Annotated in this window: 23 protein-coding genes; 12 read left to right on the top strand and 11 right to left on the bottom strand. The window is 51.3% G+C overall.

Annotated elements, in window-relative coordinates; all coding sequences use genetic code 11:
* Positions 1-23 precede the first annotated feature (23 nt).
* Positions 24-527 carry an arsinothricin resistance N-acetyltransferase ArsN1 family B gene (locus TERTU_RS15045; protein ID WP_041590442.1) on the bottom strand — a complete coding sequence of 168 codons (504 nt, stop codon included), beginning with the start codon at positions 525-527 and terminating at the stop codon, positions 24-26.
* A 212-nt stretch (positions 528-739) separates the two neighbouring features.
* Here TERTU_RS15045 and TERTU_RS15040 point away from each other — a divergent pair, with 212 nt between their 5' ends.
* Positions 740-1612 (top strand): MBL fold metallo-hydrolase, encoded by an 873-nt coding sequence (locus TERTU_RS15040; protein ID WP_015818866.1) that lies wholly within the window; start codon positions 740-742, stop codon positions 1610-1612.
* Between the two features lie 92 nt (positions 1613-1704).
* On the opposite strand, the gene TERTU_RS15035 is transcribed toward TERTU_RS15040, so the two are convergent.
* The 4 genes from TERTU_RS15035 to TERTU_RS15020 form a co-directional block, all read right to left on the bottom strand.
* The gene (locus tag TERTU_RS15035; protein ID WP_015820923.1) at positions 1705-2286 is read right to left on the bottom strand and encodes a DNA-3-methyladenine glycosylase I; all 582 of its coding nucleotides are present in this window, start codon (positions 2284-2286) and stop codon (positions 1705-1707) included.
* Entirely contained in the window at positions 2283-3443 is a 1161-nt protein-coding gene (manA, locus tag TERTU_RS15030; RefSeq protein WP_015819947.1) for a mannose-6-phosphate isomerase, class I, read from the bottom strand. Before manA ends, TERTU_RS15035 begins: the two co-directional genes overlap by 4 nt.
* Before the next feature lie 147 nt (positions 3444-3590).
* Positions 3591-4865, bottom strand: a complete 1275-nt coding sequence (locus tag TERTU_RS15025; RefSeq protein WP_015817621.1) for an ATP-binding protein — start codon at positions 4863-4865, stop codon at positions 3591-3593.
* A complete protein-coding gene (locus tag TERTU_RS15020; RefSeq protein ID WP_015817181.1) occupies positions 4866-5582 on the bottom strand; it encodes a response regulator in 717 nt (238 codons plus the stop codon). It abuts the gene before it with no gap.
* Between the two features lie 444 nt (positions 5583-6026).
* Here TERTU_RS15020 and TERTU_RS15015 point away from each other — a divergent pair, with 444 nt between their 5' ends.
* The 3 genes from TERTU_RS15015 to TERTU_RS15005 all read left to right on the top strand — a co-directional run bounded on the left by TERTU_RS15015 (position 6027) and on the right by TERTU_RS15005 (position 9491).
* Complete coding sequence (locus TERTU_RS15015; RefSeq protein ID WP_018014195.1) at positions 6027-6392, top strand: hypothetical protein; 366 nt, start codon at positions 6027-6029, stop codon at positions 6390-6392.
* A gap of 316 nt (positions 6393-6708) precedes the next feature.
* The gene (locus TERTU_RS15010; RefSeq protein WP_015818082.1) at positions 6709-7164 is read left to right on the top strand and encodes a Fur family transcriptional regulator; all 456 of its coding nucleotides are present in this window, start codon (positions 6709-6711) and stop codon (positions 7162-7164) included.
* 308 nt (positions 7165-7472) lie between these two features.
* Positions 7473-9491, top strand: a complete 2019-nt coding sequence (locus TERTU_RS15005; protein WP_015817537.1) for a trypsin-like serine protease — start codon at positions 7473-7475, stop codon at positions 9489-9491.
* 282 nt (positions 9492-9773) lie between these two features.
* On the opposite strand, the gene pelA is transcribed toward TERTU_RS15005, so the two are convergent.
* The 5 genes from pelA to TERTU_RS14980 all read right to left on the bottom strand — a co-directional run bounded on the left by pelA (position 9774) and on the right by TERTU_RS14980 (position 15340).
* Positions 9774-11666, bottom strand: a complete 1893-nt coding sequence (gene pelA, locus TERTU_RS15000) for a pectate lyase (RefSeq protein WP_015819346.1) — start codon at positions 11664-11666, stop codon at positions 9774-9776.
* 400 nt (positions 11667-12066) lie between these two features.
* The gene (locus tag TERTU_RS14995) at positions 12067-12507 is read right to left on the bottom strand and encodes an ATP-dependent zinc protease family protein (RefSeq protein WP_015820551.1); all 441 of its coding nucleotides are present in this window, start codon (positions 12505-12507) and stop codon (positions 12067-12069) included.
* Positions 12504-13550 carry a succinylglutamate desuccinylase/aspartoacylase family protein gene (locus TERTU_RS14990; RefSeq protein WP_015820015.1) on the bottom strand — a complete coding sequence of 349 codons (1047 nt, stop codon included), beginning with the start codon at positions 13548-13550 and terminating at the stop codon, positions 12504-12506. Before TERTU_RS14990 ends, TERTU_RS14995 begins: the two co-directional genes overlap by 4 nt.
* Positions 13550-14455 carry a 30S ribosomal protein S6--L-glutamate ligase gene (rimK, locus tag TERTU_RS14985; RefSeq protein WP_015817572.1) on the bottom strand — a complete coding sequence of 302 codons (906 nt, stop codon included), beginning with the start codon at positions 14453-14455 and terminating at the stop codon, positions 13550-13552. The genes TERTU_RS14990 and rimK overlap by 1 nt, the downstream gene beginning before the upstream one ends.
* 348 nt (positions 14456-14803) lie before the next feature.
* Positions 14804-15340, bottom strand: coding sequence for a MarR family winged helix-turn-helix transcriptional regulator (locus tag TERTU_RS14980; RefSeq protein WP_015816984.1), 537 nt, complete (start codon positions 15338-15340; stop codon positions 14804-14806).
* A 251-nt stretch (positions 15341-15591) separates the two neighbouring features.
* Between TERTU_RS14980 and ectA the strand changes: the two genes are divergently transcribed.
* The 7 genes from ectA to TERTU_RS14945 all read left to right on the top strand — a co-directional run bounded on the left by ectA (position 15592) and on the right by TERTU_RS14945 (position 22416).
* A complete protein-coding gene (gene ectA / locus TERTU_RS14975; protein ID WP_015818239.1) occupies positions 15592-16104 on the top strand; it encodes a diaminobutyrate acetyltransferase in 513 nt (170 codons plus the stop codon).
* Positions 16101-17396, top strand: a complete 1296-nt coding sequence (gene ectB / locus TERTU_RS14970; RefSeq protein ID WP_015817633.1) for a diaminobutyrate--2-oxoglutarate transaminase — start codon at positions 16101-16103, stop codon at positions 17394-17396. Before ectA ends, ectB begins: the two co-directional genes overlap by 4 nt.
* Positions 17397-17438: 42 nt before the next feature.
* Positions 17439-17837 (top strand): ectoine synthase, encoded by a 399-nt coding sequence (locus TERTU_RS14965; RefSeq protein ID WP_015819426.1) that lies wholly within the window; start codon positions 17439-17441, stop codon positions 17835-17837.
* Between the two features lie 182 nt (positions 17838-18019).
* Positions 18020-19450 (top strand): aspartate kinase, encoded by a 1431-nt coding sequence (locus TERTU_RS14960; RefSeq protein WP_015818832.1) that lies wholly within the window; start codon positions 18020-18022, stop codon positions 19448-19450.
* Positions 19435-20310 (top strand): TPR end-of-group domain-containing protein, encoded by an 876-nt coding sequence (locus TERTU_RS14955; protein ID WP_015817048.1) that lies wholly within the window; start codon positions 19435-19437, stop codon positions 20308-20310. The genes TERTU_RS14960 and TERTU_RS14955 overlap by 16 nt, the downstream gene beginning before the upstream one ends.
* Before the next feature lie 50 nt (positions 20311-20360).
* Positions 20361-21200, top strand: coding sequence for a 23S rRNA (adenine(2030)-N(6))-methyltransferase RlmJ (locus TERTU_RS14950; RefSeq protein WP_015817524.1), 840 nt, complete (start codon positions 20361-20363; stop codon positions 21198-21200).
* A 16-nt stretch (positions 21201-21216) separates the two neighbouring features.
* Entirely contained in the window at positions 21217-22416 is a 1200-nt protein-coding gene (locus TERTU_RS14945) for a class I SAM-dependent rRNA methyltransferase (protein WP_015818457.1), read from the top strand.
* Here TERTU_RS14945 and TERTU_RS14940 read toward each other — a convergent pair.
* Entirely contained in the window at positions 22413-22922 is a 510-nt protein-coding gene (locus TERTU_RS14940) for a cupin domain-containing protein (protein WP_015818010.1), read from the bottom strand. The two genes, TERTU_RS14945 and TERTU_RS14940, sit on opposite strands and share 4 nt — an antisense overlap.
* Before the next feature lie 157 nt (positions 22923-23079).
* Between TERTU_RS14940 and TERTU_RS14935 the strand changes: the two genes are divergently transcribed.
* Positions 23080-23487, top strand: a complete 408-nt coding sequence (locus TERTU_RS14935; RefSeq protein ID WP_015819292.1) for a TM2 domain-containing protein — start codon at positions 23080-23082, stop codon at positions 23485-23487.
* Positions 23488-23754: the final 267 nt, after the last annotated feature.

Raw genomic sequence — 23754 nt, 5'->3', positions numbered from 1 at the left:
GATCTTGCTGCCTGTGGGTGATGTTATGGGAATTCGCGGTCTGTGTTGATCGTTTTTTGCCAGTAGCCGACATCGACCCACTGGCCGTGCTTGCGCCCGACGTCTTTGAAGTGAGCGACTTTTTCGAATCCAACCTTTTCATGCAGCGCGACACTGGCCGCGTTAGGCAGTGCAATTCCTGCGACCAGAACCCGGCAATCTACTGAGGTCAGGGCCTCGAATAGGGCCTCGTAGAGCGCTTTGCCGAGGCCCCGCCCTGTATGGTTGCGGTTGAGATAGACTGTAGTCACAAGTGAGTGGCGATAGGCGACACGCTCCTGCCATAGCGCGACATAGGCGAAACCGAGGATTTCTCCATTCTCTTCGGCAACCAGCCAGGGGTAGTTCGCGGAAATCTTTGCGATACGCTCTGCCATCTGGGCTTCGCTCAGCGGCGTTTGTTCAAACGATATCACTGTTTCGTTGATATAGTAGTTGTAAATCTCAGCAATAGCGCCAGCATCGGCTGGGCGACAGGCTCGTATCATGATTGAATATCCAGTTACAGCGTGGAGGTGAGCGCACAAAATATCTGCCGTTTTGGATACGCGCAAGTGGAATACATCAATCTGAGTTAAAACCGCCGAGAGAAAGTGCATAACAGGCAGAGAAATTTGCAGTTTTCTTCGCGCTAATTTTTGTAGAATTCGTGGCTGGTTTGCCCCGTATCTTTAACCTGTGAAACCTGATGGAGGTTCTCATGCGAAAGCTGTTACTCAGTGCAGTAACCTTATGTTTATTTTTGACCAGTTATGCCAATTCGGCTGAAATCACATTCGAAAGCACCAGTGTTGGTGATGGTCTCTATGTGCTGCAAGGGGTTGGCGGTTTTGCCGGCGGAAATATTATGCTGTCTGTGGGTGATGACGGTGTAGTGATGATTGATGACAGCATGCCTCCACTGCTGACTAACCTGAAAAAGGCGATTAGTGAAATCACCCCCAAGCCGATCACATTTTTGGTAAACACCCACGTCCATCAGGACCATACCGGGAACAACGCGAGTTTTGGTGGCGAAGGCGTGCATATTATCGGTCATGATAACTTGCGTACGCGGTTGCAGGCGCCTGCTGACGACGGTAGCGCTGCCCCGACAGATGCGCTACCGGTTATCACATTCCCCAGCGAGATTACATTTCACTTGAATGGTGATGACGCGCGTGTTTTTCACCTGGAAATGGCCCACACCGATGGCGATGTGGCGATTTATTTCAAAAAAGCCAATGTCCTACATACTGGCGATGTGTTGTTTAACGGGCTTTTTCCGTTTATCGATACCAGTAATGGTGGCAGTGTGCAAGGCTATATCGCGGCGCAAAAACTGTTGTACTCAATTGCAGATGAGAATACCGTTATTGTGCCCGGCCACGGCCCCCTCGCAAAACGCGCTGACCTGAAAGCCGCGCTCGATATGCTTGAAGATTCCGTGAAGCGCGTTGCCAAGCTGCACAAGAAAGGAATGAGTGAAGACGAAGTGGTAGCGAAAAACCCGCTCAAGAAGTACCACGAAAAATGGAATTGGGATTTTATTACTACCGAGAAAATTACCCGTACCATTTACCAAAGTTTATAACAATTTTATACCGTTCAAAAAAACCGGCCTGCGCCGGTTTTTTTTCGTCAGTGCGTAGGCCGCTACTCACGGTGCTTTGGCCAGCCCCGTTGTTAAGCGAAGGATTTACACACTGCATGCCTGTGGCAGCTGGTAACGTGGTCGTTCACCATCCCGACAGCCTGCATAAAGGCGTACACAATTGTCGGCCCAACAAAGTTAAAACCGGCTTTTTTTAGAGCTTTGCTCATGGCCTCGGACTCTGCTGTTGCGGCGGGGATATCGGCCATGGTTTTACGCCGGTGTTGGAGGGGGGCTCCTCCGACAAAATCCCAGAGAAAACGACTGAAATCGTCGGTTTCCTGAATAGCGAGGTAGGCGCGTGCATTTTGTCGCGCGCTATTGATTTTAAGTCGGTTGCGCACGATATCTGGATTTTGCATCAGCTTTTCCAGCTTTTTATCGGTGTAGCGGGCCATTTTTTCTGGATCAAAATTGTCGAACGCTTTGCGATATCCCTCGCGTTTGCGCAGGATGGTAATCCAGGACAGACCAGCTTGAGCGCCATCTAACACGAGTTTTTCAAAAAGCTCCCGGCTATCCCATATGGGCACTCCCCACTCCTCGTCGTGGTATTGTTGGTAGAGTGGGTCGTCTCCGCACCAGCTACAGCGTTTCACCTGTGCATTGGTCATGCAATATTCCTCGCACGAAAAACCTGGAAGTGCTCACCATTCAGCGACACCGTATGCCCAGGCCAAATCAGTACCGCTTCGCCTTTTTCACAGACGATTGCAGAGCCTGAAACAATGTCTGTGAGTGTCGCGGTGCCGTCAAGACAAAGCAATATCTCCGGCTGCTCTACTAGCCAGTGCGGTGATGCCAACTGGCCCGGGTTCCAGCTGCTCAGTTCGAAATCGGGAAACGGGGTAGGGTAACGTAACTCGCCCTGCTCGGTAGACTGGGTGTCGATAATAAATTCTGCGGGAGGAGTGCTATTAAAATTGGCGATTTTCATGAGCTCTGCAACATCAATATGCTTTGGGGTTAGCCCTGCGCGCAGAACATTGTCAGAGTTAGCCATCAATTCGATGTTTTGCCCTTCCAGGTAGGCATGTAGCAGACCGGAGGGCTGAAATATCGCTTCACCTGGTGCGAGATGTACCAGATTCATAAATAGCACGGTAAGTATGCCATTAGGCGTTTGCGGATTTTTGCGTAACCATTGTTGCACCCAGAATAGAATATCGGTTTTAGCATACTGCTTAGCCACGATATCGGCGGCGAGTGCCTGGTGCATGTGTTGAGTATCCGGGTTGCCGGTATCGAGCGCCAGGCGAAATGCGGCTTCAGTACCGCCTTTCATATACGCGTTCAGTAGCGGCTTCAAATACTCCGCCCGGTTTAACCGAGAAGTAATCTGCTCGTCGTTAGCGATACCGTGCAGTAGCCAAAAATCACTCAGCGCTACCGCCAGCTCCGGTTTGTCGCTGTTATCTTTATAGTTACGATGGCTCGCAGTGAGAGGAATATCTGAGGCGTTCTCGCGGGTAAATCCCTCTTCGGCCTGCGCCTTGGTGGGGTGGACCTGAATGGAGAGCATATCTCGCACGTCCAGAACTTTAAATAGAAATTTAAGTGCGGGAAGTTGATTACTGGCGAGGTACTCCGCGAGCGCTATTTCCTGCTCGCTGCCAGCGGCAGCGATAACGGTTGAGGGGGCGGCAGGGTGAGTACCGAGCCAATATTCCGCGCAGGGTATTTCGGGGTTTTGTGGTTGCCCCAGCAGCTGGGGTATATAGCTGTGGCCGCCCCATGCGTAGTGTTGTATCCGGCCCCGGATTTTTAGCATATGCAAGTTTCCATTCGCTTGATAATGAATTGTTCTGACTCTGATAATGTCGGGGCGCAGCATTGTTGTACAAGGCTGCAGTGGATGCAACCTATAGTATCCACAAGCCTTGGAGCCTGGTTGTGTTAATCAGAGAATCTCTGAGGCTTACATTGGAATTATCAAATGCACCGCTGCGCCGCCGAGACTTTTCGACCGCAAAATCTGCAAGTCAGCTCCCAGCCATTCGGCGATGCGTGACACAATTGCCAGGCCCATGCCGTGGCCTTTGCGCTTTGCGCCTTGTTGGCCGCGCCAAAAGGGCTTGGTTACATGTTCGAGCTCTTCGCTAGCAATGCCTGCGCCATCATCTTCAATTTCTATGTGCAGGCGTGTTCCCTGCCTCCGCAAACCTACCCGAACCCGACTGCTGGCGTAACGGGAGGCGTTGCTCAGCAGGTTGTTGATCAGCATTGAAAAATAGCGCTGGTCGCTGTGTATTGTCAGGGGGGCGTTTGAGCAGTCAAACAGAAATGCGAGGTCGTCGCGTTCGTAACTTTCGATAAGAGACTGTACTAGCGGCGCTACATCGAACTCCTCACGCTGAATCTGGATACGATTTTCATCGAGACGTGCGTATTGCAATAAGGTGTTAATCAGTGACTCCATTTCTTCCATATCGCGATTGACGCGTATCGCATAGCGCGCGCGCTGGGTGGCATCACTGGTATCGGTAAGTGCATCGAGACCAAAACGCAGGCGAGCGAGCGGCGTTTTTAAATCGTGCGACACGGCGCGGGTGAGTAATTTATTGTCATTAAGCAGCGATTCGATTCTGTCGGCCATACGATTAAATTCAACTTCGATCTCTCGAATGTAAGAAACCCCGACAACATTGACGCGCGCGCTGAGCTCGCCTTTACCAAATTTTCTCGCAGCGTCGCTGAGGCGCAGCAAGCGATGAATTAATGGCCAAACCCACAGCAAAATAATGACGGTAACGCCGCCATAAAAACTGAGTGTGAGTATCAATTCCAATTTGCCATCGGATTCCGTGAACGCGTGTGAAGGCCAGGTGATCGCAAGCACTTCGAGCCCATCATCCAGCGCGTAATGGGCGCCTACGCCTTCGCCGGATTCGAGTATCAAACGTTCGCCCTGATCAAAACTTGCTGCGAGGGTGTCGGGCAGCGGGAAATCTTCCCGTGGCAGTAACGCAAGCTGGATGTGGCTGTGCCGATTCCAGTTCTGGATGAATTCCACCCGCAGTGGCGAGTTTGCGAGGCTGCTGTACAAATCATCACTGAAATCGAGGTAAGCGGCGTAGGCGGAGCGACCGGGGTCATCCCCACGAGTTTGAATATAAATTCGGTTGAGTACCCAGCCGAGTGAAATAATGGAAACGACGACTACCGCGATCAGAGACAGACTAAGCTTGCGCATTTACCACGCGTCTCCGGCGAACAGATAACCCTTGCCGCGGATGGTTTTGATTTTGGCGGGGTTGCTCGGGTCGTCACTGAGTTTCTTGCGAATTCGACAAACGCGAACATCGACAGATCGGTCGAAACCATCGTACTCAATGCCGCGCAACTTGCTAACCAAATCATCACGGCTGATAACCTGTCCGGCGCTTTCGGCCAGCAGCCAGAGCACTTCGAATTCGTTTGAGCTAAATGGGATTGTGTTGTTTTGCAATTTCACGGATTTCGACTTTTTATCTAGCACCAGGTCGCCAAATATCAGCCTGTGTCCGGCCGCATCCATTTCAGTTCGACGCAACAGCGCTTTGATTCTAGCGAGTAAAATCCTTGGCTTCACCGGTTTGTTAACATAGTCATTGGCGCCGAGCTCCAGCCCCAAAATCTCGTCCGCGTCTTCGCTGCAGGCGGTCATCATTAAAATGGGTTTGCTATAGAAGGCACGGGCCTCGCGGCACACCTGGAAACCGTCTTTTTCTGGCAGCATAATATCCAACAGCACTAAATCTGGCGTGTCAGAGCGAATTAACTCGACTGCAGTATCGCCGCGGTTGGCGACAGTAACCTGGTACCCGTTGTCGATAAGGTAGTCTGAAATCCACTCGGCGAGAGAGGTATCGTCCTCCACCACCAATATGTTCTCTTGCTGCTGCATCACTTCCGTCCCCTGCTTATACATATCTTTTGCGCCTGACACTGGGTCAACCGAGTTGCCCCTGCTTTGCGCTTACCACCTGCACTCTCGGTGGCTATAAATCCGCACATATTAAACGGGATGGCCAGTGTTTTGGGCTGTTACAGTATGTTAAATGATGTATGTGAGCCTCAGGTTTCCCGGTCGCCCCCCTTCCAGCCCTTTCGTGCCTGTCGAATGGTGTTTGTACGATTTTACGTTACAGCTTCACAGGTAAACTGATCCGAATTTGGCGTCGGGCGGTGGCGTAAAATAAACATTTTGTAAATGACGTCACTATATAAGTCTGTGCACGCTTATTGCGTTAAAGACTAAGAATGCGAATACTTTGTATTCAAATGAGAAACGCAAGCAATGGATGCACTTCTCTGCCGCCACCCTTCGGACTCTTAGAGCGGTTCCGCTAAATCCAATTCTTTTGGGGGCTACATGACTTACACGAAACCTATGATAGACCTGATGCGAGAGATCAGACGTCGAGTACCCGCTGACGACAAACCGTCGATCAAGCTGGCTAACCCGGATGTACTCAGTGAGCTGATTCCCATATACCGTGCGACGTCCGACAATATTTTACGAGCCTTGGTCCGCGACCTTATGGCCATGGCTGGGGCGGATTGGAGCACTCGTCTGGAGGTGGATGTTACCCCGCCTGTGGAAAACAAAGAACGGTTTATTACTCGGGTTTACCGTGGGCAAACGACACTTGTGGAGGCCATGGGTGGGAGCGGCGAATCCGAAGAACGGCGACAGGAAAGACGTAAGCGGGTATACCGGGGGCAGGTTATTGCCTAGGTTGGCGCGCAATGTTGGTGCAAGCAATGAAATATGCGCCGCTCGGAGGCTCTGCTAGTAACGATATCCTTATGATTTAAAGGGAATGTTTCTCGATCGGTCCAATAATCGTTCTGTTCCATAGAGGCGTGCACTGTTATGATACGGTGTATCAACCGTACAGGTTTTCCGGGTTTAATGGGCCTTTTCAACTTTAGGGCTCTACCAGCTGGAAAGCCTGGATCGCGGTAAATTTTCGCGGTTTGTGGACGCAGGGGTAACGGATTGAATCGGTACACTCTGGCTTCAGGCCGCGTATGCGTACTCTGGAGAGCCTATGCCCGACATCGATGTAAATAGAATTTTGACTCGTGCAGACCAGCTGTGCTCTGGTGCGGGTGTTCGTCTTACCGAAAAGCGCAAACGTATTCTCGAATTATTAGTGGAATCAGGTGTACCGCTTTCCGCCTATGAAGTGGCCGAAGCTTATAACCGCAGCGCGGAAACAAGTATGCCTGCAATGTCGGTTTACCGGATCCTCGATTTTCTTGCCAGCGAGCAGTTGGTTCATAAGCTGGCATCCCATAATAAATATATTGCATGTGCTCACATCGCGTGTGATCACCCACACCGGATACCACAGTTTCTGATTTGCCGTAAATGCAAAGCGGTAAAAGAGATCGGTATCGAAAAAAGTCTGGTGGACAACCTTTCCCGGCAAGTCTCTAAAGCAGGTTACACTCTATTGGATAGTCCGCTGGAATTGGATTGTCTGTGCGAGAATTGCAGTTAAACACACTTTCATCATAAGCTACCAATCGAGAGGTGCACCTCGAGTGGTGGCTTTTCCCAACTCCGCAATTGGTTGTTTTTTCCCGCCGTTTCACATTTTGCAAAAAATTTCGACGCCAGATTTCAATTTCCCCGCCGTCTTTTAATTGGGATAATTCAGCATGATCACGGTCGCAGACAGACCGTGTTGTGAGTTGCTGCATGCGTTTTACCTTGCCAAACCACCAGGGTAACGCGCTCAACTTTCACAAGCCATGGATTGGAGACGCAACCGGAAGACATTAAAACAATATGAAGGCTAGGAATACCATGAAATCACGCTTCGCTTTTCTGTCAGCACTACTGTTGCTGACACTCGGTGCGCATACCAGTCGCGCCGCTGTAAAACCAGACCATCCTCGCTCCCAATCTCCGGAAATTGTGCCCTACATTGTTGGTGGCGGAAATGCGGAAGCAGGTGCATGGGGATTCACTGTGGCGTTAATGCGCAACGCCAGTTCGCCGTTTGAAGGTTATACCTGTACCGGCACATTGATTGGTCCAGACGTGGTTTTGACCGCAGCCCATTGTGTTGAAAATGCCTCTACCGAGAGCTTGCAGGTTTATGCGGGTTCTTATGATTTGAACAACCGCAATGGCGATGGTCAGCTAATCGATGTGCGCAAGATTCGCATCCATGAGGAATACAACACCCGCACGTTGGTAAACGATATTGCCGTGGTATTTTTGGCGGAGCCTGTTGATCTGCCGACGGTGAAACTTATTTCTGCGCAAGCGCTAGCGGCACTTGTTCCGGGTACCCGGTTATCTGTTGCTGGATGGGGTAGCACCCGTCCAGTGGGTGACCGCTATTCACCTACCTTAAAATCCGTGGATGTTAATTACGTCGACAATGCGACCTGTAATACCGCCTTTGAAGACGCCGTGACCGACGAGATGATGTGTGCTGGCGTTGCCGAAGGTGGTAAAGATGCCTGCGATGGTGACAGTGGCGGTCCGCTGGTGATGGAGCTTGATGGCACTCGCTACCAGGTAGGTATTGTTAGCTCCGGTGCATCCGAATGCGGCCAGGCCGGGTTTTATGGGGTGTACACCCGCCTGTCGGTTATGGACAGCTGGTTAGAAAAAGCCGTTACCGAGTTAATTACACTCAACACCGTTGATGATCAAAACCTGCAAGCGTGTATCGAGCAGACAGCCTTGTCTCGCGGTTGGACGCGTGTTGATGAAGTTTCTGAGGTGGTTTGTGAAAATGCGAATATAACGTCGCTGGATGGTTTGGCTGTGTACACCCAGTTGCGCACGCTCGGACTCGCTGGGAACCCGTTGCAGGATTTGACCGTGTTGCCTGAATTATCAAATTTACAGCAACTGGATCTTGCCAATACTGCGATTGCTGACTTAGGAACGCTTGCAGAAATGCCCTGGTTGAGTTCGGTAACGCTGTCGGGGCTTGACCATATTACCTGCGTGGACGTGAACAGCGGCCCATATAGCTACGGCGAACTTGCCGACGCTGCATGCTTCAATAATGTGCTCGGCATTGAACTGGCAGACGCCGCACTTGCTTCCTGCATCCGCAATATTGTTTTGGAAGATGGTGTTACTGCGCCGGATCAAATTGAACTGGTCAATTGCAGCAATAAAGGAGTCGCCTCGTTGCAGGGGTTACAGGCGTTTACAGGATTGCGCAGTCTCCACGTGTTGGGTGGCCAGATTTCCGATGTGTCGCCGTTAAGTAATCTGGTTGAGCTGCGTCAGCTTACCTTGTTTGCCAATAACGTGAGCGATTTAAGCCCATTGGCGGGGCTGGTAAATCTTTACTGGTTGGATATTTCAGACAATCAAGTGTCGGATTTGTCGCCACTTGTGAATCTGGTTAATTTGTCCGCCTTTTTTATTGAAGGGAATTCCGGCATCACCTGCATGCCGGTGAGTGGCAGACAGTTGGCTTACGATGATATTCCGGCGAGTTGTTTTTCTACAGAGCCGACGCCAGATCCCGAAGAAATTGATAGCGATGGCGATGGCATTATCGATGCCGAAGATAATTGTCCCGGCCGCGCAAACCCGGGTCAGCGCAATAGCGACGACGATGAGCGTGGCGATGCCTGTGACCATGATGACGACAACGATGGCTTTTCGGATCGCGCTGAAAGGGATGCAGGGTCGAATCCACTCAACCCCTATTCGACACCGGAAACCATTCATCAAGACGCGGATGGCGATGGTATTCTGGACGCGGAAGATAACTGCCCGCTGGTGTATAACCCAGGTCAGGTTGATCGCGACGGTGACGGTATTGGCAATGCCTGTGATGCGCGTTAATGCAATTTGCGCCGTTGAAATACTGGGGAACTCACACATCTAGTCCTGTATTTCATGGTTGTCCGATTAAATATTTGGGTATCCGACGAAGTAGAATAAGTCGATTTATTTAATTGCTGAAACGCGAAATGCTAAAAAGGTAAAACGCAGACTCGTAATAAATAAGATAAAGAGCGGCAGTCTGCGCCGCTCCGTATTGTCAGTGGTATTGCAGAGCCAATGGTATAGCAAATAGTCACGACAGGCGCGACTGCTGAGCGCCCGTTGTGACTCTGCTAAATTTTAATAGCCCACGCTCTGCGCATAACTCAGCAGGCGCTCGCCATAATCACCGCCCCAGCTGTACCCGTTGCGACGCTCTTCGGAGATTTGCATGAGGTCGTAAACCTTGCGGCTGTCACGATCGCTAAAGAAACCGCGATTGGTATTCAGGTCATAAAAGCGATACCACATCCTGCTGCCGGGTGAATACACAATTTTCTCTTCCACATTTTTATCGTATCGGTAGTCTTCCAAAATCGTGTTGGGGCTCCTAAACCACGCGAGAGCAGCTTTCACTGCAGTTTCGACGGCCGGTGTTTGAGGTTGCGTCATCAAAAACGCGGCTATTTCCACTGATTCACTGCCACTCAGGCTTTCAAGTTCGTAAGCGCGAGCCATTTTCGGCGCGTAATCATAGGCGCCGTGCTGGGCACACCAGACGGTAAGCACGCCGTTTTGTCGCCATTGCGATTTTAGAATGTAATCTACGCCTCCGCTGATCGCTGTTTTCATTGCGTTGCGGTCGCTATCACTGAAAATATTGCCGGAGAATGGGGATTTTTTTTCAACTGCATTGTGCAGTACGGTAAGTGCACTGGCCATGGCGTTATCGTTGAAAGTCGCGTGATCGTGATAACCGCCGGTGAGTGGATAAAACTGCGGCCAGCCGCCTGACGAGTACTGGGCTTCTAACAGATAATCCATTGCTTTGCGCACCGCATCGCGATATTTGGTTTGCCCGGTGTTTTGGTATACCTGTGCGAGATACACCATTTCGGTGACCGTAGCGCCGTTGTCGATAGTCGCCTCGCCGACACCGCTACCACCACTGCCTGTGGAATCGTATTCCTGATTTTTCGGCCAGCCGCCGTTGTCGAACTGGTGCGAGAGGATGATGTCTGCTTTGCTTTGCGACCATGCCGATTTGGCGTTGTCGAAGCGGCGTTGCGCAGGGTTGCCATCTTGTGGCAGTACCGGTCCAGTTCCGCCGGTTGTTGGACAGTCTGCGGCTTCTGCTTGATTTCCGATCACCGTCAAAGAATCGATGTTGGCCAACCCTTCGCTGTTTGTCGACACCAGCTCGATGCTGTTCTGGCCTTGTTCAAGCGCGACCACCACCCCCGAGGATGTCCAGCTTGTCCAGTCGCCAGTGGTGTCGAAATCGACACTCCCGGTAGTGTTACCGTTTACTCGTATGCTAGCAGTTCTCGGATTGGACGATCCGTTTGCGTAACGCCAATCCAGTTGATAGCTACTGCCATACGGGCTTGCAACACTCCAGCGGATAGCGGCGCCATTTGCGTTGGTGGTGTTTGCAAAGCCAGCACCGGTGTAGCCGGTATTGTTGTTGTCGATACTACCGTCGACGCCGCAAAAACCGGGTGCTTCCTCTTGAATAACAATCTGGCTTCCCGATCCGGAGCTGCTGCTGGATGAGGAACTACTGCTGGATGAAGAGCTGCTTGAAGAGCTAGAGCTCGATGAACTGGAACTTGAAGAGCTGGAGGATGTGGAGCTTGAAGAACTCGAGCTCGAACTTCCTGCGCCCGCTGAGTCGCCAGTGCACGTCGGCATCACGAAGTTACCTTCGTGTGTGCCTTGAAAGCCGAAGCTTGTGCTCTGGCCTGCAGCAAGGTTCCCGTTCCAGGAGATATTGGACGCAGTGGTAATGTTGCCGTTAGTGGTTAGCTCCGCATTCCAGCTGCCGCTGATGCCCGGGGGTTGATTAAACGCCAGCTCGACACTCCAATTGGAAATTGGCGTCGCGCTGTCGTTTAACACGTTAACCTGAAGGACGTAACCGCTATTCCACACATCGGCTGTTGTGGAGCAAGTGATTGCATGACTGAAATTGGCAAGCGCGCAAAGCCCGAGAAATGCGGCACCATTTCGGGTTTTCTTATGTGGTCTCATTGAGGGGTCTCCAGTAGGGGATTATTGTTATTGCTACTTAGGGAACGCTGTATATGGTTTCCAAAAATCTATATTGGTAAGGCCAATGATATCCGAACTGGCTACCTGCGGCTGCAGATTCTTAAGAAGTATTTGCACTAATGAGTAGTGTGTAGTTTGCGGAATGCGACGGGGTTGTTTTTTTAAGGCTTGGTGAGCAGGTGCGTATCGCTGGTATTACTTGTTATGTGCTGGACATGACGTCGGTGATAGGCCTGGCTGGCCAGGCCCCGGAACCGGTATACCATCCCGCTTGAACAGAGTGTGTCAGGCAATAGGTGTGTTGGTTAGTATGTAGTGCGCGGTTCAGGTGGAAATACCAACCTTCATTGAGAGTGGTATTTCCTGTGGTGCTGGAGGCTTAGTCTTCAACGCTGCCTGGGGTGGTGACAAAGGTGGCTGATGGGTCTACAAGTACCCTGTCTCCCATGCCTTCACGGCCCAGGAGCATAAGGTAGGTCATATCAGAGCGGTTGCTAAGGGTGATATCGATTGGCCAGGTTTGCCCACCCAGATCAATGGTCGTGCGAATGACATAGCGCTGCTGAGATTCGCCGTTGGACGATTTGATGCGACGAATATCATGCACTGGCGATTCACAACGCACGATGTCGTCGGTGTTGTAGAGATCCGGGTGTAAATCGAAGCACACCCAGGGTCGCCCGCTGCGCTGAATGCGTTTGAGGTTGTCCACGTGCAGGGAAGACGATTGTGCGCCTGTATCGATGCGCACTTGTAAATCGCGAATACCCAAGTCAGGAAGGTGGATGGATTCCAAATTGCCGATAATCAGTTTATTCACAAAGGTTCATCTCCAATGGGGGGAACAATTCCGTCCGCGAGCAATGTGTCCTGCAGTATTTCAATATGCTCTGCCACGTCCTCATCAGCCTCGTTGAAAAATGCGAGATGGAACATGGCTTCGCCTTCCTGTACGAGCGGGATATTCTGTTTGCCGATGATAATCCCATCCCGGTCAGCGCGCACAGCGACAACGGTTTCACCAAACGGGGTGCCAATTTCCGCCAACAGGTCACCAGTGCAGACTTGATCGCCCAGATTTTTATACATTCTTACAATGCCGCTGTCTTCCGCGCGAATCCAGGCGCTTTTTCGCGCCTCGAATGGTTCGACTTTTGGTCGTCGCGTGGCCTTTCTCGGAGGCAGCATATTCAGGTGCGAGAGTATGTTAAAGATGCCGCGTACCCCGGCTTTAATTGCAAGCTCGTCGAAACGCAGTGCTTGACCTGCCTCGTAGAGTAATACTTTTACGCCAGATTTAACCGCTGTTTCGCGTAGCGATCCCTCGCGCAGCTCTGCGTTTAGCAGCACCGGTACACCGAACGCGTGAGCGAGCGCGCGCGTTTCGGGATCGGTCAGGTCTGCTCGCACTTGTGGCAGGTTGGAGCGGTGGATCGCACCGGTATGAAGGTCGATCCCGTAGTCGCATTTCAAAACGATTTCATTGAGAAACCGGTCTGCTACACGCCCGGCAAGCGCGCCTTTGGGTGAGCCGGGAAAGCTGCGATTGAGATCCCGCCGGTCTGGTAAATAACGGCTCTGACTCAGTACGCCGTACACGTTAACCATGGGTACTGCGATAAATGTACCTGCAGTCAGCTTGAAGGATTTGGTGTGGATCAGGCGGCGAATAATCTCGATGCCATTTAATTCATCGCCGTGGATCGCCGCACAGGCAAATACGCATGGACCAGGCTTCCTGGCACGCGTTACATATACGGGCATTTGCATTTCGGTGCCGGTGTATAAATCGGCAACAGGTAACTCCAGGTGGGTCGTGGAACCCGGTTTTATACTAATTCCGTTAATTACCAGTTCTTCCACTAGCCTTTGCCTCGTGTTTTAGTGCGGTGGGGACGCGCGTTTTTTTCAATAAATTCGACAATCATCCCTGCGACGTCTTTGCCTGTGGCGTACTCAATGCCTTCGAGACCCGGGGATGAGTTAACTTCCATTACAACTGGCCCGCGCGTTGCCCGCAGCACATCCACACCGCACACATTCAACCCCATAATTTTGGCGGCGTTAACCGCCGTCGCGCGCTCTTCTTTGGTCAGTCGGACCAGCTCCGCACTTCCGCCGCGGTGAAGGTTTGAGCGAAACTCGCCTTCGGCGCCCTGGCGCTTCATGGCGGCGATAACGCGGCCGCCGACTACCAGACAGCGAATATCTGCACCCCCAGCTTCTTTAATAAACTCCTGTACCAGAATGTTGGCTTTGAGGCCCATGAAGGCTTCGATCATGGCTTCGGCTGTTTTTGGGGTTTCTGCCAGCACGACACCAATTCCCTGGGTACCTTCCAGTAATTTGATTACGACAGGTGCGCCACCAACGTTGCGAATAAGGTCTTTGATGTTATCTGGCTTGTTGGCGAACCCGGTACGCGGCAGGCCAATACCTTTACGCGACAAGAGCTGCAATGAGCGAAGTTTGTCTCGCGAGCGGCTGATGGCCACAGATTCGTTTACGACAAAGGTTCCCATCATTTCAAACTGGCGCACAACAGAGGTGCCGTAGAACGTAATTGACGCGCCGATGCGAGGAATGACTGCGTCGAAATAAGGGAGTTCTTCACCGTCGTATCTCACTGCGGGTTTGCTGCTTGTAATATCCATGTAGCAGTGAAGTGTGTCGATGATATGGACCTCGTGGCCACGTAACTCCGCAGCTTCTTTCAAGCGGCGTGTGGAATACAGGGCTGGACCACGAGACAAAATGGCAATGCGCATAGCTTCTCCGAAATAGCTTTTAAAATACAGACGCTGTAACTGGGGTTAAGTTGCCGATCGGAATGGTGTGTGTATATGAAAGAAAGATAGCTGGAAGTGACCGAAAGGGTGAGGGTGTTGCGTGTTTGTTTATCCCATGCTCGCGTGCGCTAAGTTTACACCACTATAGGCGGAAAGAAATGCCAGCAAGGGAACGGTCAAATAAATATATCGAAAGGATCTCTCGATTTCCCATAATCACCCACAGCCATTCAGCTCAACGCTGCCAGCAATTTCTCGACGTTGAACGCCTGAAACGGCGTTGCACTCAGTCCGATTTCTGTCGGCAGCCGATTTTACGCCCGTCGCCTAATCTTTCTCGTGGCCGGTGGATGTGCGGTGGAGTACGCCGATATCAAGCACCGGGGAGGCATCGATGTGTTCCGCGTCCATCATTTGCGCAACCCGTTGCAGGGCTGAAATGATCATTGTTTTTTCCCACTCGTGGAGAGCGTCGAACTGTCTCGTGAACTGCTCCTGTAACGGTGTTGGAGCTTCCTTCAGCACTTCCTGTGCCTCATCGGTCAACAGCGGATAAACCTTGCGTTTGTCGCTGTGAGAACGCTGCCGATAGACCAGTCCTCGCTTTTCCAGACGGTCGATGATGGTGGTGACTGTAGCCTGACTGAGGCTCATGCTGCTGGCGATTTCACCAATAGTTTGGTCTCCGCCTTCTTTGATCGTTTGCATTAACAAAATTTGCGGGGCGGTCAGCCCGGTCGTTTTTGCCAGACGCTTGGAGTGCAGGTCGGTGGCGCGTATTACCCGTCGCAACGCCACCAGTACTTCGTCAATCGTGTTCAATTCCAGTTCTCTAATCAGCTCTCTTTTGGATAAGGCTCGCATAAAAATGCCTTTAGGTCGCGCATTTTAGGCGCCGGCGCTTGGCGTCCAAAATACTTTTCGGGTTTGAAGTGAATTTGAAATATATAATACTTAGTGTACTATATAAATAACTTTCTTGAGATTGCTCAATTAATGTGCGTATTTTGCTGTTATATGGGTCTTTTAGGGTTTTTATCTCAAATAATGACCTAATATATGTTTAGACAACGAAATATTAGAGAACAAATTAAAAAGCTGTGTTGGAGTACCCTTTGTCGAACCTAGACGATCTGGTTTTACGTAAGCCCAAACTTGAAGATGGGCTTGCAGTTAATGAGCTGGTGGCCAGTTGCCCACCATTAGATGCAAATTCCAGCTACTGCAATTTTCTGCAGTGCAGTCATTTTGCCGACACCTGTATTGCGGCGGAGGCTGACGATCAAATTTTGGGTTTTGTGTCCGCTTACCCCATTCCATCCAAGCCCGACACCTTGTTTGTCTGGCAGATTGCTGTGCACGAGTCTGCAAGAGGGCAGTCCCTGGCGCCACGTATGCTCGAAAAGCTGCTCGAGCGCCCGGTGTGTGAAGGCATCCGTTTTCTCGAAACCACTATTAACAGCAGTAACGCGGCATCCCGGCGGGTGTTCGAGCGTTTGGCTGCAGAGCTCAACGCCAATTTGCAAGTGTCCCCCTGGCTGGATTCGGAGCGTCATTTCGACAGCCTTCACCCCAGTGAGCCGCTTGTGCGAATTGGTCCCTTTAATCAACCACGGGAAGATTTATGAAAATTTTTGATGAAATCGAATCTGAAGTTCAAAGTTATGCACGCTCATTTCCACGCATTTTCCATCGCGCTAAGGGCGAGTTTATGTGGGATGAAGAAGGTAATCGCTATCTGGATTTTCTCGCTGGCGCAGGCACACTGAACTATGGCCACAATAACCCTTTGTTTAAGCAGGCTCTGCTCGACTACATCGAAGAAGACGGTGTAACTCACGGATTGGATTTGCACACCCGCGCCAAGGGTGAATTTCTGCAAACCCTGAACGACCTGATTTTGAAGCCGCGCAACATGGAATACATGGTGCAGTTTACCGGGCCTACCGGCACCAATGCGGTGGAAGCAGCGATGAAGATCGCTCGCAACGTCACCGGGCAGCAAAATATCGTGACCTTCACCAACGGCTTCCATGGCGTGAGCCTTGGGTCGTTGGCGGCCACCGGCAACTCGCATCACCGCGATGCAGCAGGGGTTAGCCTGAATGGTACGCATCGACTCCCGTTTGACGGCTATCTTGGCGATAACATCGACACTACAGAGTATCTGGATAAGGTTCTCGGCGATTCCAGCAGCGGCATTAATTCGCCGGCCGCGGTGATTGTGGAAACTGTTCAGGGCGAAGGGGGTATTAATGCTGCCTCGATAAAATGGCTGCAAAACTTGCAAAAGGTTTGTCGCAAGCACGGAATTTTATTGATTGTTGATGATATCCAGGCGGGTTGTGGCCGCACCGGAACCTTCTTCAGTTTCGAGGAATCGGGTATCGAGCCAGACATCATCACCCTTTCCAAGTCGCTCAGTGGTTACGGATTACCATTTGCGGTCGTTTTAATGAAGCCCGAGTTGGACCAGTGGAAACCAGGCGAGCACAACGGTACTTTTCGCGGTAATAATCTTGCGTTTATCACCGCTAAGGCCGCGCTGGAAAACTATTGGGCGGATGCGACCTTCAGTAACGAAGTTAAAAAGAAAGGCCGCTACATTACCTCTCGCCTCGATGACATAGCGTCGAAATATGGCAACGGACGCTTTTCAACGCGTGGGCGGGGTATGTTTAGAGGGATTAACTGCGTAAACGGTGAGATTGCTGGAAAGATTACTCACCTTGCATTTAAGAAAGGCTTGATTATTGAAACCAGTGGTGCCGACGACCAAGTGGTGAAATTTCTTTGCCCACTGACGATATCTGAAGAAAATCTGAAGCATGGACTTGATATCGTGGAAGAAGCCGTCGCAGAGACCTGTGCGGGCCTTGATAAGGTTCCCGAAAATGTAGTTTATTTTAAAGCCGGATAATTATTTGACCCCATAGGTACTTTTAGGAATACAGGATAAATTATGATAGTTCGCAACTTAACCGAAGCGCGTGATTCAAATCGCAGAATTGTATCGCCCGATGGCAACTGGGAAAGTACCCGGATGTTGTTAAAAGACGACAAGATGGGCTTCTCGTTTCACATTACAACCATTTATAAGGGTGCTGATTTCCGAATGCACTACCAAAATCATTTGGAATCGGTATATTGCGTTCGCGGCCGTGGTGAAGTGGAAACTCTGGCCGATGGCAAAAAATACCCGATTGAGCCTGGCACGCTTTACATACTTGATAAGCACGACGAGCATATGCTGCGCGCGTTCGAGGAAATGGAAATGGCCTGTGTGTTTAACCCGCCCTTAAACGGCACCGAAGTGCATAACGCTGAGGGCGCGTACGAGTTGAATGCGGAGGCACTTTAAGTTGGCAAGGCCTGCAGAGCGCAAGTTCGCGCCGCGCTGGCCGAAGATACCGCTGGGTGCTTTCGTGTGAAGCGCTCAGCGCGTAGATTGATAATTGCACTGGGAGGCAATCCTGAGGTTTGGGTTGTCCGGCCTTCCCAATAAAAATATTCTGAGTCGATACTACTTCTTGGGGAAAGAATATGCATACGGTAGAAAAAATTGGTGGCACATCCATGAGTGACTACCAGGCGGTTAGGGACAACATTATCTTGAACAACGGCGGGTCACCCTACGGCCGTATGTTTGTTGTTTCAGCCTATGGCGGTGTAACCAACAGCTTGCTCGAGCACAAAAAGAGTGGCGAGCCCGGTATCTACACGCTATTTGCCAGTGCAATTGAAGACGACACATGGTTGAAGAAAACGGAAGAGTTGAAGTTAACACTACACGGCATTAACGCGCAGCTTTTCACCGAGGAGCATTCCCTCGCGCAAGCGAACGCATTCATTGATGAGCGTTTGACCAGTGCCAGAGCCTGCCTTCGCAATTTACAGCGGTTGTGCCAGCACGGCCATTTCTCTCTGGCTTCGCACCTGGATACGGTCCGTGAAATGCTCGCCAGCATCGGTGAAGCACACAGTGCATACAACATGACGCAACTGTTGCAGCGCGACGGTATTAACGCGCGTTTCGTCGATTTGACCGGTTGGCAGTCCGACGCACACATTTCGCTTGATGAGCGTATCAAGCTCGCCTTACAAGACATCGATGTAGAAAAGGAACTGCCTATCGTCACCGGATACGCACATTGCGACAGTGGTTTGATGTCGTCCTTTGATCGCGGCTACAGTGAAATGACTTTCAGTCGTCTCGCCGTACTAAGTGGCGCCAGCGAGGCGATTATCCACAAAGAGTTCCATCTGAGCAGTGCAGACCCGCGCCTGGTGGGAGAATCGAATGCTGTGCCGATTGGTCGGACCAACTACGACGTGGCCGACCAACTCGCGAACCTGGGTATGGAAGCGATTCACCCAAAAGCAGGGCGGGGATTGCGGGAACAGAAAATTCCTCTGCGGGTTAAAAATACGTTCGAGCCCGAGCATGCGGGTACGCTCATTACTACCGATTACGTGAGCGATCGCCCCTGTGTTGAAATCATTGCCGGTGCGAAGGGCGTGCACGCTGTTGAGGTGTTTGATCAGGATATGACCGGTAGTGTGCACAAGTACGATACCGAGATCCTAAGCGTGATTAAGCGCTTTAAAGCGCATATCGTATCCAAGGATATTAACGCCAATACTGTAACCCATTACCTGTCGACAAATTTGAAGACGGTTAAGCGAATTTGTGCTGTACTTGCAGAAAAGTTTCCGGAAGCGGAAATCAACCAGCAAAAGGTGGCTGTAGTGTCTGCAATTGGCAGCGATTTGAAAATTCCGGGCATGTTAGCTGAAACTGTGCGCGCCATTGCGGCCGAGAGTATCAGTGTGCTGGCGATCCATCAGACCATGCGTCAAGTGGATATGCAATTCGTCGTGGCCGAGGATGACTACGAAACAACGGTTAAAAGTTTGCACCAGGCGCTGGTGGAAGTTCATCAGCATGGTCGCGCAATATGTCTCGCCTCTTAACGTGTTTTATCTGTTTGATGGTAGCCCTGCCGGTGTGCCGGGCTGCCGATGTCCCCTCCGAAGAAAAGCGTGCAGAAGCGGTTGTTAGCGAACTGAACGCACCTCTCTATACACCATTTATTGAGCGTTACGTACTTGATGAATTGAAAAGCCTGCGCACGGAGCAGGCTGCAAATAAGCAGGAACTGTTGCAGAAGATCTTGGACCGGGAGCACAGTTCCGTTGATCGCGCAGTCAGGTACGCTACCGATACGGTCACTTACTTTTTTTATCTGATTGCCGGGGTGAGTTCTGTGCTGGTCTTGGCGGGGTGGACCTCGATTCGGGATATTAAAGACCGAGTTCACTCCCTCGCTGATGAAGAAATTTCGAAAGTGGTGGCGGAATACGAAAATCGGCTTGCGGCCATCGAAGCGCAGTTGCAGCAGAAAACACTGCACATCGAGGAAAACCGCGAGGAGATTGAGCTTACACAGCAGGTGCAGTCGCTTTGGTTGCGCGCGCAGCAGGATTCGTCTCCCGCAGGCAAAATTGCGGTGTACAACCAGATCCTCAAGATTAAGCCTGCCGACTGTGAAGCGCTGACCTACAAGGCGGACGCCGTATTGGAATTGGGCGAGCCACAGTGGGCGATAGATCTCTGCCATCGAGCGCTTGAGATTACACCTGACAACGGCTTTGCTCATTATCAGCTCGCCTGCTCCTATGCTCAGTTGGCAATGCCAGACGAAGCACTGGTGTCGTTGGCTCGGGCGATATCGATTCGGGGTATTTACGCCAAAGAAGCACGCGAAGACCCGGCTCTGCAGCCACTTAAAGATCTCGAGGAATTTATCGCGCTGGTGCAAGGGGCTGTTTAGGTTTGCCGTAATCCCCAGTACACTGCGCGTTTTACTTGGGTTAGATGTAAATGCTCAGTTACCGCCATGCCTTTCACGCCGGCAACCACGCCGATGTACTCAAGCACCTTTGCCTGTCGATGGTGCTTGAAAAGCTCATCGAAAAAGACAAACCGCTCACCTATCTTGAAACCCATGCGGCCGCCGGTGCCTACGACTTGAATACGGCGATGCCCCAGAAAAATCGTGAGTATATGAGCGGTATATCGCCGCTACTGGCGAGCGAGGTTAGTAGCGAAGCGATGAGTCGCTATAAAGCGTTGGTCGCACGTTACTTCGCCGACTATAAGTACCCTGGCTCGCCGGCAGTCGCGGCATCCGTGTTGCGCGAGCAGGATAAGCTTGTTCTGATGGAGTTGCACAATACCGAATTTGAGATTCTGCGAAACAATATGCGGCGCGACAAGCGGGTAACCTTGCATCACCGCGACGGCATAGAAGGCGTGCTGGCGCTGAGTCCACCGACGCCCAGGCGCGGCATTGTACTGATCGACCCGCCATACGAGCAGCCCCTGGAGTACGAGCGAATTGCAACGCTGATAGCGCAGCTTCATCGCAAGTGGCCCGTTGGTGTAATCGCACTTTGGTACCCGTTACTTGCGCAAGAACGCAATCGCGCACCGGCAATGCTCGACGTTATAGCGCGATCCCAGCCTGCAAGCCTTTTTACTGCGGAACTCTGGGTGGAGGCGCAGGCGTCAGACTATGGTATGTATGGCAGTGGCATGGCCTTTATTAATCTACCCTGGACTGTCGACGAAAAGATTGCCTTGGTATTGCCTGAAATACAGCAAATTCTCGCCCCCGATCAAGGTGGGTTTAGTCATCGTTGGGTGCTAAGCCCGAATTAAGTGAAAAAGGTTTTTCGTGAACGAACAAATTGCCGGCGTTATTCGCCTAAAAAAAAATGAGGATCGCCGCCTGAAGGCCGGTCATTTATGGATCTACAGCAACGAAGTGGATGTTGCCCAAACACCGCTAAAACATATTCTTCCCGGGTCCCAGCTTCGGGTGGAAAGTGCCAATGGGCAACTGCTTGGCACCGCCTATGTAAATCCGCATTCTCTCATTTGTGCGCGCCTGGTAACCCGTACTGATCAGCCTCTCGATCGTTCGTTACTGGTGCACCGCATAAAAATCGCGCTGAGCTTGCGCGAACGATTTTTTCCTGAGCCTTTTTATCGGCTGATTTATGGCGAGAGCGACCTGTTACCTGGGTTGGTCGTGGACCGCTTTGGCGAACATCTATGCGTGCAAATAACGACTGCCGGTATGGAGTTGATGACCGACGAGATTATTGCTGCATTGGACAAAGTCCTTCGTCCGAGTTCGATTTTGCTGCGTAACGACAGCAGTGCACGCGAATTCGAAAACCTGCCTGAGCAAGTGGTTGCTGCGCTGGGTGAGCCGCCGGCTGAAGTCGAGCTGATAGAAAACGGCGTTCGTTTTATTGCGCCGTTACACGATGGCCAGAAAACCGGCTGGTTCTACGATCAACGCCCGAATCGGGCCTGGTTAAAGGGGCTTGTTGAAGGTAAGCGTGTATTGGATGTATTTAGTTACGTGGGCGCCTTTGGCGTGCAGGCGCTGGCCTGGGGCGCGAAGGACGTATGGTGTGCGGACGCTTCCGCGAGAGCCTTGGATATTGCACAGAAAAACGCGCAACTGCAGGGTGGGGGAGATCGTTTTACTGCGCTGGAAGGGGATGCGTTTGCGTCCTTAAAAGCACTGAAAGAAAATGATGAGCGCTTTGATGTGGTGATCGTGGACCCGCCGGCATTTATCAAGCGCAAAAAAGATCTGGCCGCGGGTACTCAGGCCTACCGGCGCATTAATGAATTGGCGATGCGATTGCTCGATCGCGATGGATTATTATTGGCTGGTTCCTGCTCAATGCATTTACCTCGTGAGAGTCTGCACGATATTTTACGGGCCAGCGGTCGCCACTTGGATCGCCATGTTCAGGTATTGGCAGAGGGAATGCAGGGTGCGGATCATCCCGTCCACCCAAGCATTCAAGAGACCCGCTACCTGAAGGCGTTCCTCGCCCGCTCAGTCAGGGTTTAATCGACTGCGTTTTCGTATGTCAGCGCTCTGATAAGTGCTGCATGCTGCGGGAAGGCGGCGGTCAGAATCTCTCGCTTGCCCAGTTCAGAGTCCTGGTAATCGAAACCAGGACTCACCGCCTCCGATATCAGGCCAAAACCATTGACACCATCTGCCTGGAGTTGGCTGGCCTTCCACCATCCACCGGGAACGACCAATTGCAGCTTTTCTCCGCGGGCAAGGTTACTTCCCATCACCACTCGTTCGAGTTTGCCCTGTGGGTCGATGAGAAAATATTCGACCGGGTCGCCCAAGTGAAAATAGTGAATGATATCGGAGCGGTTGCGATGGAAGTGCCCGCGCGGGCGCTCAGAACTCAGCAGATAATAGATCGACGTAAGTGAAAGGCGTTCTCCGTGCGGTGTGAGCACCCGTGGTTGGTCGCCTGCCTCGTAAGTGCGGCGAAAAAAGCCACCCTCTCTGTGCGGCTCAAGTGATAGCCTGTCTATTAGTTCGGCGGCGTCCATGAACTCTCCTTGCTGGTGGCCATATAGACCTGTTATTAGCTGTTTTGACCACGCCCTATTTGGTCTGTGTTTATAAAATCATTATAAATCAACAGGTTACAAATTGGCATGTATTCTGTAATAGCGATTGCACTGTTCATTTACGACTGAGGATACAATGGAAAAGAACGACTCGCATTCGATACTTATGGGGTACCTGGCTTGGATATTTGGTTTTATTGGCGCCCACCGCTTTTACTATGGTAAGCCTGTTACCGGCACCATTTGGTTTTTTACATGCGGTCTGTTTTTCATTGGCTGGATCATCGATTTGTTTTTGATTCCTGCGATGGATCGCGAGGCAGATAACACGTTTATCATGGGTGATACCAACTACAGTGTTACCTGGGTTCTGCTGTTTTTCTTAGGCGTGTTTGGTGTACACCGCATGTACATGGGTAAATGGCTTACCGGGTTACTCTATCTGTGCACGTTTGGCCTGTTTGGGCTCGGTCTGCTGTTCGATTATCTGACCCTGAATAACCAAATCGACGAAATTAACGGTCGCCACTCCGCGTGGGCTTAAGACCGCGCTTTTTACCCTTACCTCGGGAAGGGGTTATAGGAACCTCTGATCAATCTAGTGATTCCTCTGGCTTACAGGAATTTAACATGAGTAGGCGCGTGAGCGAGGCGTGCTGGTTGCCTACATGGACGTAGGTAAGTAGCGTGAGCAGGAGCGGAAGCTTTGCACGGCGAACGAGCGCAACACCCTCAGGTTAAATTCCTGTAAGCCCCGTAGGGCACGGCCTGCGGCAATCATTTGTGGCGTTGCCTTTCTTATTAAGGACTA

The sequence above is a fragment of the Teredinibacter turnerae T7901 genome (assembly GCF_000023025.1).
GTDB lineage: Bacteria > Pseudomonadota > Gammaproteobacteria > Pseudomonadales > Cellvibrionaceae > Teredinibacter > Teredinibacter turnerae_B.
Note: the sequence above shows the minus strand (reverse complement) of the source record. Positions and strands in the feature narration are given on the sequence as shown.